Here is an 8629-nt window from a genome sequence, read left to right on the forward strand (position 1 = left end):
CCCGCCGGTTTCCCGGCGGGGTTCGGATGTTCGGTGCGACGCCCCGGGTGACGGCCGCTCAGTCCCGCCGGCTCCACGCGGTGCGGTCGACATCCAGATCGGGGAAATTGTCCGGATCGAACACCGGCCGCGCGATACCGGCGGCGAGTTGCAGGCGGAAATCGCGGAGAATCCGCAGGCAGGTCGGCAGAAGCATCATGATGACCACCAGGTTCACCACCGCCAGAACGCCCATCATCGGATCCGAGAAGAAGAAGACCGCCGTTGCACCCGGCGCGGTGGCGCCGAGAAAGACGATGCCGATGATGACGATGCGCAGGACGTTCAGCGCCATTGGACTTTCAGTGATCACGGTCAGCGCGTTTTCACCGAGGTAATAATTGTAGATGATCGAGCTGAAAGCAAACAGCGTGATCATCAGCGACAGGAAGTACTGTGCCCAGCCGCCCAGTTCCGAAACCAGCGACTGCTGGGTCAGGACGATCCCGTCGATTCCCTCGGCGCCCGGTACGTAGACATCGCTCAGCAGGATGATGAAGGCCGTGCACGAGCAGATGAAGATCGTGTCGATGAACACCGAAAGCGATTGGGTGATGCCCTGGCTGATCGGGTGACGGACGTCGGCCGTCGCCGCCACGTTGGGTGCCGAGCCGAGGCCGGCCTCGTTCGAGAAGAGACCGCGGCGCAAACCCTGCGAAATCGCGGCGCCCATGCCGCCGCCGACGGCCGATTCGATGCCGAACGCATTCGAGAAGATCGTCGCCAGCACCTGCGGCAGATGTCCGAGGTTCAGCACGATGACGACCAGCGCCATCAGGATGTAGCCGACCGCCATGAAGGGGACGACGACATCGGCCGCCTTGGCGATGCGGTGGATGCCGCCGAAGACGATGAATCCGGCGACGATCGCCAGCAGCGACCCGGTGACAAGCCGGCCGATGCCGAGGCTGTCCTGGATTGCGCCGGCCACCGTATTGCCCTGGAAGGCGTTGAAGCCGAGGCCGAACGCCGCGATCAGGCACACGGCATAGACGATGGCGAGCCAGCGGTATTCCTGCCCCAGCCCGTGCAGGATCGAGCGGGCCGGGCCGCCGCGGAAGGTGCCGTCGGGCTCGCGCCGCTTGTAGAGCTGCGCCAGCGAGCATTCGACTAGGCTGGTCGCCATGCCGACAAGCGCGATCGCCCACATCCAGAAGACGGCGCCGGGTCCGCCCAGCGTGATGGCCACCGCGACGCCGGCGATGTTGCCGCCGCCGACCCGGCCGCCGACCGAGACCAGAAGCGCCTCGCGCGCGGAGATCGCGTTGGGGTCGCCCGACTGGTTCTTGGAAGACAGGACGCGGAACATGCGCTTGAAGAAGCGAACCTGCACGAAATCGGTCAGCAGCGTGATGAAAATTCCGAACACAACCAGCATCGGAATCAGTGCCCAGCCCCAGGTCAGGTCGCCTATGATTCCGAAAAAGCCCTCGATTGCTGCCATGTGTTGTTTCCTCGTTTGTGGTTTTCGTTGTTGTATCAACTTACTGTTACAATTTTGGCCGCGTCACTAGCAAAAGTGGTGCCCGGGAAAATACCGCGAACGGCGCCGTACCCGCTGGCTGCCCGGATTTTCGGCGGGATCCCTGCCGGTTGCGGGAAAGCGCGCCGACAGATTCGCCGCGCCTGCCGGTGCGAGCCGTATCCGCCGCCGCCACCGGATCGCCACCGGCAGGCGGGTTCACGCGTGTTCGTGGGCAATGTGGAGTTTTTTCCCCCGCCCGGGTCATGTGGGCTTGCCTTGAGGACGGTGTGAGAGTATTGGGGCCGCTCATCATGAACTCCACCGGAATCAGGGTCACCCTGCAAGGGGCCTGCCGGTGATGTGCAAGAGGAAACGGCGATGAACGCCCAGGAACTGAGAGACAAGACGCCCGACCAGTTGCGCGAGCAACTGATCAGCCTGAAGAAGGAGGCGTTCAACCTGCGCTTCCAGAAGGCGACCGGCGCAACGGAAAACACCGCCCGCATGCGGGCGGTCCGCCGCGACGTGGCGCGGGTGAAGACGATTCTGAACGAAAAGGCGGCAGCCGCCGCATCGGAGGCCTGAGAGACATGCCCAAGCGTATCCTGCAAGGCACCGTGACCAGCGACCAGAACGAGCAGACCGTCACGGTTCTGGTCGAGCGCCGCTTCAAGCACCCGCTGCTGCACAAGACCGTGCGCGCGTCGAAGAAATACCGCGCCCACGATCCGAAGAACGAGTTCAAGGTTGGCGATACCGTCCGCATCCAGGAATGTGCGCCGATTTCGAAGACCAAGCGCTGGGAGGTGATTTCGGCCGTCTGACGGCCGGTGTCATACCCGGTTTGATCGAAACCCTGGTGGGACCAATCAGAACACCCACCAAAGGTCGGGAGTAACCCCATGATCCAGATGCAGACCAATCTGGATGTCGCGGACAATTCCGGCGCCCGCCGGGTTCAGTGCATCAAGGTCCTCGGCGGATCCAAGCGGAAATACGCTTCCGTGGGCGACATCATCGTGGTGTCGGTCAAGGAGGCCATTCCGCGTGGCCGCGTCAAGAAGGGCGACGTGCGCAAGGCCGTTGTCGTCCGTACCGCCAAGGAAGTGCGCCGCGAGGACGGCACCTCCATCCGTTTCGACCGCAACGCAGCGGTGATCCTCAACAACGCGGGCGAGCCCATCGGCACCCGTATCTTCGGCCCGGTCGTGCGCGAGCTGCGTGCCAAGAACTTCATGAAGATCATCTCGCTCGCCCCGGAGGTGCTGTGATGGCTGCCAAACTCCGCAAAGGCGACTAGGTCGTCGTGCTTGCCGGCAAGGACATGGGCAAGACCGGCGAGATCGAACAGGTCAGCCCCAAAACGGGCAAGGCGGTTGTCGGCGGCATCAACATTGCCGTGCGCCACGAGCGCCAGACCCAGAACAGCCGCGGCGGCCGCATCGCCAAGGCGATGCCCATCGACCTGTCGAACCTCGCCCTGGTCGACGGCAACGGCAAGGCCACCCGGGTCGGCTTCCGGGTCGAGGACGGCAAGAAGGTCCGTTACGCCAAATCCACCGGGGAGGCGATCTGATGCTCGATTCCGCACAATACACCCCGCGCCTGAAGGCCGATTACCTGAACAGGATCCGCGCCGCGCTCAGGGAGGAACTCTCGTACAAGAACGAGATGATGATCCCGCGCCTCGAAAAGATCGTGCTCAACATCGGTGCCGGCACCGAATCGGTCAAGGATTCGAAGAAGGCCAAGACCGCCGCCGACGACCTGAGTGCCATTGCCGGCCAGCAGGCCGTTGTCACCAAGGCCAAGAAGTCGATCGCCACCTTCCGGGTGCGTGAGGGCATGCCGCTCGGCGCCAAGGTCACGCTTCGCGGCGACCGCATGTACGAGTTCCTCGACCGCCTGATCACCATCGCGCTTCCCCGCGTCCGCGACTTCCGCGGCGTTTCGGGCAAATCCTTCGACGGGCGTGGCAACTTTGCCATGGGCCTCAAGGAACACATCGTCTTCCCCGAGATCGATTTCGACAAGGTCGACGAGACCTGGGGGCTGGATATCGTCATCTGCACCACCGCGCGCACCGACGCGGAAGCCAAGGCGCTGTTGAAGCATTTCAACATGCCGTTCAACAGCTGAGGGGATTCGGACCTATGGCTAAGAAATCCATGATCGAACGCGAAAAGAAGCGCGAGAAGCTGGTGGCGCAAGACGCCGCCCGGCGTGCCGCACTGAAGGAAATCGCGAATGACGAAGAGCGTCCGATGGAAGAGCGCTTCAAGGCCCGCCTCAAGCTGGCCAAGCTGCCGCGCAATTCCTCGGCCACCCGCCTGCACAACCGCTGCCAGGTCTCGGGCCGTCCCAAGGCTTACTACCGCAAGCTGAAGATGAGCCGGATCGCGCTCCGGGATCTCGCCTCCGAAGGGCGAATCCCCGGCATGGTCAAGTCGAGCTGGTAAGGAGGAAAGAACATGAACGATCCTCTTGGTGATATGCTGACCCGCATCCGCAACGCCCAGATGCGCGGCAAGTCCACCGTCCGTACGCCGGCTTCCAAGCTTCGCGCCTGGGTTCTCGATGTGCTGGCCGACGAGGGCTACATCCGCGGCTGGGAAAAGGTCGAGGATGCCAGGCACCCCGAAATCGAAATCAGCCTCAAGTACTTCGACGGCACCCCGGTCATCCGCGAACTCAAGCGGGTCTCCAAGCCGGGCCGCCGCGTGTACATGAGTGTCGGCGACATCCCCTCGGTCCGTCAGGGCCTGGGTGTTTCCATCGTCTCCACGTCCAAGGGCGTGATGTCGGATGCAGCGGCCCGCTCTGCCAATGTTGGCGGCGAAGTCCTCTGCACCGTCTTCTGAGGGAGGTACGGCAATGTCTCGTATTGGCAAGAAACCGGTCGAGCTGCCGTCGGGTGTCTCCGCGTCGCTCTCCGGCCAGACCATCGAGGTGAAGGGGCCCAGAGGCACCCTGAGCTTCACCGCCACCGACGATGTGACCATCACCATCGACGGCAGCACCGTCACCGTGACGCCGCGCGGCCAGTCCAAGCGCGCCCGCCAGCAGTGGGGCATGTCCCGCACCATGGTGGCCAACCTGGTCACCGGCGTTTCGGAAGGTTTCAGGAAAGAGCTTGAAATCCAGGGTGTCGGCTATCGGGCGCAGCTTCAGGGCAGGACGCTCAAGCTGAACCTCGGCCTGTCGCACGATGTCAACTTCGAGGTTCCGGACGGGGTGAGCGTCACGGTTCCGAAGCAGACCGAGATCATTGTGGAAGGCACCGATCCGCAGCTTGTCGGGCAGGTGGCCGCGAACATCCGCGAGTGGCGCCGCCCCGAGCCCTACAAGGGCAAGGGCATCCGCTACAAGGGCGAGTTCATCTTCCGCAAGGAAGGCAAGAAGAAGTAAGGACGAGAGAGATGGCAAACAGCAAACGGGACCTGTTCCTCAAGCGCCGCCTGCGCGTCCGGAACAAACTTCGCAAGATGAACGCCGGGCGTCCGCGCCTGAGCGTGCACCGTTCTTCCAAGAACATCAGTGTCCAGCTGATCGACGACGTTCAGGGCCGTACGCTTGCGGCAGCTTCGTCGCTCGAAAAGGATCTGGGCGTCATTGGCAAGAACAACGTGGAAGCCGCCGCCAGGGTGGGTACCGCGATCGCAGAACGGGCCAGGGCGGCCGGGGTCGAGGAATGCTATTTCGATCGCGGCGGCTTCCTCTTCCATGGCAAGGTGAAGGCTCTGGCCGACGCCGCGCGGGAAGGCGGGCTCAGGTTCTGATATGTGCGGGCGGTTTCCGGACCGCCCCGATGATCCGGGGAGCGGGCGGCACGCCTGCATCCACCTGGATCGGAGAGACCCGGGGCGCGCGCCCGCGCGTGGTGTGGCGCCCGTGAACAAAGGAATGCCGTATGGCTGAACGTGAAAACCGCCGGGGCAACCGCCGCGAGCGCGAGGAAACCCCGGAATTCGCCGATCGCCTTGTCGCGATCAACCGGGTCAGCAAGACCGTCAAGGGCGGCAAGCGCTTCGGCTTCGCCGCGCTTGTCGTCGTGGGCGACCAGAAGGGCCGCGTCGGCTTCGGCAAGGGCAAGGCCAAGGAGGTCCCCGAGGCGATCCGCAAGGCCACCGAACAGGCCAAGCGCCAGATGATCCGCGTGCCGCTGCGCGAAGGCCGCACGCTGCACCACGATATCGAGGGGCGCCATGGCGCCGGCCGGGTGGTGATGCGCACCGCGCCGCAAGGTACCGGGATCATCGCCGGCGGTCCGATGCGTGCCGTGTTCGAGATGCTGGGCATTCACGACGTGGTTGCCAAGTCGATCGGCTCGCAGAACCCCTACAACATGATCCGTGCCACCCTCGACGGCCTGAAGCGCGAGGCGAGCCCCCGTCTGGTCGCGCAGCGCCGCGGCAAGAAGGTGGCCGACATTCTGCCCAGACGGGACGAGGCCCCGGCCGAGACCCAGCCGGCCGAAGCGTAAGGATTGAAACCCATGGCAAAGACCATCGTCGTCAAGCAGATCGGCTCGCCGATCCGTCGCCCCGCCATCCAGCGCCGTACGCTGATCGGGCTGGGCCTCAACAAGATGCACAAGACCCGGGAACTGGAAGACACGCCGTCGATTCGCGGCATGGTCGCCAAGATCCCGCATCTGGTGGAAATCGTCGAAGAGCGCGGCTGAAGCCGCCGGATACCCTTTCGAGACGCCCCGGTTTTCCGGGGCGTTTTGTTCTTCCGGCATGCCGGTCCCGGTGCGTGGCGGCGCCTGCTCCCGTCCGGAGAGGTCGCGCCGTTGTTACCTGCCGGGCCGTGCGGATCGGGCCGCCGTGCCAGATGAAGGGAAATCCCCGTGCTCGCCCTCGATCTTTCAACCCTGATGCGGGAATTCATCACACTTTTTGTCGTGATCGATCCCATCGGCACGCTGCCCGTCTTCTACTTCACCACGCAATTCGTGCCCCCGGAATTGCACTGGCGATTCGCCGCGCGGGGGGTGGCGGTCGCAACCGCTGTGCTGTTGCTGTTTCTCGTTGCCGGCCAATACGTTCTAGAGGGGATAGGGCTACGGCTCGGGTCTTTCCAGATCGCGGGCGGGATCGTCCTGTTCATCTTCGCGCTGACGATGATTTTCGGCGATCCGAAACCGGCGCGCGAGATCGAGGAGGCGGAGCGCGATCACATGGCCGGAGCGGTCTTTCCGCTTGCCATGCCGTCGATTGCCTCGCCGGGCGCGATGCTCGCCATCGTCATCCTGACCGACAACCACCAGAATTCGGTCCGGGATCAGTTCGTTACCGGCTGCCTGCTGCTGATCGTGCTCGGTATCACACTCGTTCTGCTGCTGCTTGCCGCGCGGCTCAAGCGTGTGATCGGCGGCACCGCAGCCAATGTGATCAGCCGCGTGATGGGGATTGTGCTGGCGAGCGTCGCGGTGGATGCGATCCTGAATGGTCTTGATACGGTGGGGATCATCTCGATCTCCGGCGGCACGGCGTTACCGGCGCTGTGATCGCCCCTTGATCGGCCCCGGCACTTGGCATATCACGCGCCGCACGGCTTGCGAGAAGCCGTGTCGACACCGATCGACGATCAGGAAACGCCGTGGTCGCCCCCCTGTCGCTCGGGGCGTATCCGGCAAGGAGAAGCGACATGAAACTGAATGAACTCAGCCCCGCCGCGGGCTCGACCCCCTCGAAGAAGCGCGTCGGTCGCGGCCCCGGATCGGGCAAGGGCAAGACCGCCGGGCGCGGTATCAAGGGCCAGAAATCCCGCTCGGGTGTGGCCATCAACGGCTACGAGGGCGGCCAGATGCCGCTTTACATGCGCCTGCCGAAGCGCGGCTTCAGCAAGCCGAACCGCAAGGCGTTCGCAGTGGTGAACCTCGGCATCCTCCAGAAGTTCATCGATGCCGGCAAGATCGATGCCGCGCAGCCGATCACCGAAGAGGTGCTGGTCGAATCGGGCCTGGTGCGCCGCAGGCTCGACGGCGTCCGCGTTCTGGCCAAGGGCGATTTCTCGGCCAAGGTGACGCTGAGCGTTTCGGGCGCGTCGAAGTCGGCGGTCGAGGCGGTCGAGAAGGCCGGCGGCTCGCTTTCGGTCACGTCTGCGACGGCGGCTGAATAAGAGCTTGTGGGCCGGGGGCATCGACCTTAGTTAAGCTCAAGTTTTCCTGCGCCGCCGACCGGAAAACGGTTCGGCGGCGCATGCACAAGAGAGACAGCGAATGGCATCTGCAGCAGAGCAAATGGCGGCCAACATGAGCTGGTCGGCCTTTGGCAAGGCAACCGAACTCCGCCAGCGCATCATCTTCACCATCGGGCTTCTGATCGTCTATCGCCTCGGCACCTATATCCCGGTGCCCGGCATCGATGGGGATTCGCTGCGCGAGTTCATGTCGCGGGCGACCGCCGGGATCGGCGGCATGCTGGCGATGTTCACCGGCGGCGCAATCAGCCGGATGGGGATTTTCGCGCTGGGGATCATGCCCTATATCTCGGCGTCGATCATCATTCAGCTTCTTTCGTCCATGGTGCCATCGCTGGAGCAGCTGAAGAAGGAAGGCGAGCAGGGGCGCAAGAAGATCAACCAGTTCACGCGCTACGGCACGGTGCTTCTGGCGACCTTCCAGGCCTATGGCCTCGCCGTCAGCCTCGAGGCGGGCGGTCTTGCCACCGAGCCCGGCTGGTATTTCCGCGCCGCAACGGTGATCACCCTTGTCGGCGGTACGATGTTCCTGATGTGGCTGGGCGAGCAGATGACCTCGCGCGGGGTCGGCAACGGCATCTCGCTGATCATCTTCGTCGGCATCATCGCCGAGGTTCCGGCGGCGCTGGCGCGGTTCTTCGCTTCGGGCCGCTCGGGCGCCATCAGCCCCGCCGTCATCGTCGGCGTGCTGATCATGATGCTGGCGATGATCACCTTCGTCGTCTTCATGGAGCGCAGCCTGCGCAAAATACACATCCAGTATCCTCGCCGGCAGGTCGGGATGATGGTCTACGACTGCGGATCCAGTCACCTGCCGATCAAGGTGAACCCGGCCGGTGTCAGTCCCGCCATCTTCTCATCGTCCCTGCTGCTTCTGCCGACGACGATCGCCTCATTCTCGGGCGGGAACACCGGCCC

Annotated in this window: 15 protein-coding genes; 14 read left to right on the top strand and 1 reads right to left on the bottom strand. The window is 64.0% G+C overall.

Annotated features, from left to right (window positions below; translation table 11 throughout):
- Positions 1-58 precede the first annotated feature (58 nt).
- Complete coding sequence (locus tag ACK5IR_RS13655) at positions 59-1483, bottom strand: alanine/glycine:cation symporter family protein (RefSeq protein WP_416929722.1); 1425 nt, start codon at positions 1481-1483, stop codon at positions 59-61.
- 399 nt (positions 1484-1882) lie between these two features.
- On the opposite strand from ACK5IR_RS13655, the gene rpmC reads away from it, so the two are divergent.
- The 14 genes from rpmC to secY all read left to right on the top strand — a co-directional run.
- A complete protein-coding gene (gene rpmC, locus ACK5IR_RS13660) occupies positions 1883-2089 on the top strand; it encodes a 50S ribosomal protein L29 (protein ID WP_416929723.1) in 207 nt (68 codons plus the stop codon).
- Between the two features lie 5 nt (positions 2090-2094).
- Positions 2095-2328: a 30S ribosomal protein S17 gene (rpsQ, locus tag ACK5IR_RS13665; RefSeq protein ID WP_416929724.1), complete on the top strand. Its 234-nt coding sequence runs from the start codon at positions 2095-2097 to the stop codon at positions 2326-2328.
- Between the two features lie 78 nt (positions 2329-2406).
- Positions 2407-2775: a 50S ribosomal protein L14 gene (gene rplN / locus ACK5IR_RS13670; protein ID WP_416929725.1), complete on the top strand. Its 369-nt coding sequence runs from the start codon at positions 2407-2409 to the stop codon at positions 2773-2775.
- Positions 2776-2810: 35 nt separating this feature from the next.
- Complete coding sequence (rplX, locus tag ACK5IR_RS13675; RefSeq protein WP_416929726.1) at positions 2811-3080, top strand: 50S ribosomal protein L24; 270 nt, start codon at positions 2811-2813, stop codon at positions 3078-3080.
- Complete coding sequence (gene rplE / locus ACK5IR_RS13680; protein WP_416929727.1) at positions 3080-3643, top strand: 50S ribosomal protein L5; 564 nt, start codon at positions 3080-3082, stop codon at positions 3641-3643. Before rplX ends, rplE begins: the two co-directional genes overlap by 1 nt.
- Positions 3644-3657: 14 nt before the next feature.
- Complete coding sequence (gene rpsN / locus ACK5IR_RS13685) at positions 3658-3963, top strand: 30S ribosomal protein S14 (RefSeq protein ID WP_416929728.1); 306 nt, start codon at positions 3658-3660, stop codon at positions 3961-3963.
- A gap of 12 nt (positions 3964-3975) precedes the next feature.
- Entirely contained in the window at positions 3976-4365 is a 390-nt protein-coding gene (gene rpsH, locus ACK5IR_RS13690; RefSeq protein ID WP_416929729.1) for a 30S ribosomal protein S8, read from the top strand.
- A 13-nt stretch (positions 4366-4378) separates the two neighbouring features.
- Complete coding sequence (rplF, locus tag ACK5IR_RS13695) at positions 4379-4912, top strand: 50S ribosomal protein L6 (protein WP_416929730.1); 534 nt, start codon at positions 4379-4381, stop codon at positions 4910-4912.
- An 11-nt stretch (positions 4913-4923) separates the two neighbouring features.
- Positions 4924-5283: a 50S ribosomal protein L18 gene (gene rplR, locus ACK5IR_RS13700; protein ID WP_416929731.1), complete on the top strand. Its 360-nt coding sequence runs from the start codon at positions 4924-4926 to the stop codon at positions 5281-5283.
- A 131-nt stretch (positions 5284-5414) separates the two neighbouring features.
- The gene (gene rpsE / locus ACK5IR_RS13705) at positions 5415-5987 is read left to right on the top strand and encodes a 30S ribosomal protein S5 (protein WP_416929732.1); all 573 of its coding nucleotides are present in this window, start codon (positions 5415-5417) and stop codon (positions 5985-5987) included.
- Positions 5988-5999: 12 nt separating this feature from the next.
- Positions 6000-6188 (top strand): 50S ribosomal protein L30, encoded by a 189-nt coding sequence (gene rpmD, locus ACK5IR_RS13710; RefSeq protein ID WP_416929733.1) that lies wholly within the window; start codon positions 6000-6002, stop codon positions 6186-6188.
- Between the two features lie 195 nt (positions 6189-6383).
- Positions 6384-7016, top strand: a complete 633-nt coding sequence (locus ACK5IR_RS13715) for a MarC family protein (protein WP_416929738.1) — start codon at positions 6384-6386, stop codon at positions 7014-7016.
- A gap of 140 nt (positions 7017-7156) precedes the next feature.
- Positions 7157-7630, top strand: coding sequence for a 50S ribosomal protein L15 (gene rplO / locus ACK5IR_RS13720; RefSeq protein ID WP_416929734.1), 474 nt, complete (start codon positions 7157-7159; stop codon positions 7628-7630).
- Positions 7631-7730: 100 nt separating this feature from the next.
- The coding region (secY, locus tag ACK5IR_RS13725; RefSeq protein ID WP_416929735.1) for a preprotein translocase subunit SecY at positions 7731-8629 on the top strand (899 nt) is incomplete at its 3' end.

It is taken from the genome of Tropicimonas sp. (assembly GCF_047971885.1).
Classification (GTDB): Bacteria; Pseudomonadota; Alphaproteobacteria; order Rhodobacterales; family Rhodobacteraceae; genus Tropicimonas.

What these genes read in the sequence shown, in the direction of transcription:
- rplF (WP_416929730.1), top strand. Translation starts at nt 4,379, where the DNA reads ATGTCTCGTATTGGCAAGAAACCGGTCGAGCTGCCGTCGGGTGTCTCC.
- ACK5IR_RS13655 (WP_416929722.1), bottom strand. Translation starts at nt 1,483, where the DNA reads ATGGCAGCAATCGAGGGCTTTTTCGGAATCATAGGCGACCTGACCTGG.
- rplN (WP_416929725.1), top strand. Translation starts at nt 2,407, where the DNA reads ATGATCCAGATGCAGACCAATCTGGATGTCGCGGACAATTCCGGCGCC.
- ACK5IR_RS13715 (WP_416929738.1), top strand. Translation starts at nt 6,384, where the DNA reads ATGCGGGAATTCATCACACTTTTTGTCGTGATCGATCCCATCGGCACG.
- rpmD (WP_416929733.1), top strand. Translation starts at nt 6,000, where the DNA reads ATGGCAAAGACCATCGTCGTCAAGCAGATCGGCTCGCCGATCCGTCGC.
- rplO (WP_416929734.1), top strand. Translation starts at nt 7,157, where the DNA reads ATGAAACTGAATGAACTCAGCCCCGCCGCGGGCTCGACCCCCTCGAAG.
- rplE (WP_416929727.1), top strand. Translation starts at nt 3,080, where the DNA reads ATGCTCGATTCCGCACAATACACCCCGCGCCTGAAGGCCGATTACCTG.
- rpsH (WP_416929729.1), top strand. Translation starts at nt 3,976, where the DNA reads ATGAACGATCCTCTTGGTGATATGCTGACCCGCATCCGCAACGCCCAG.
- rpsE (WP_416929732.1), top strand. Translation starts at nt 5,415, where the DNA reads ATGGCTGAACGTGAAAACCGCCGGGGCAACCGCCGCGAGCGCGAGGAA.
- rpsQ (WP_416929724.1), top strand. Translation starts at nt 2,095, where the DNA reads ATGCCCAAGCGTATCCTGCAAGGCACCGTGACCAGCGACCAGAACGAG.
- rpmC (WP_416929723.1), top strand. Translation starts at nt 1,883, where the DNA reads ATGAACGCCCAGGAACTGAGAGACAAGACGCCCGACCAGTTGCGCGAG.
- rpsN (WP_416929728.1), top strand. Translation starts at nt 3,658, where the DNA reads ATGGCTAAGAAATCCATGATCGAACGCGAAAAGAAGCGCGAGAAGCTG.
- rplR (WP_416929731.1), top strand. Translation starts at nt 4,924, where the DNA reads ATGGCAAACAGCAAACGGGACCTGTTCCTCAAGCGCCGCCTGCGCGTC.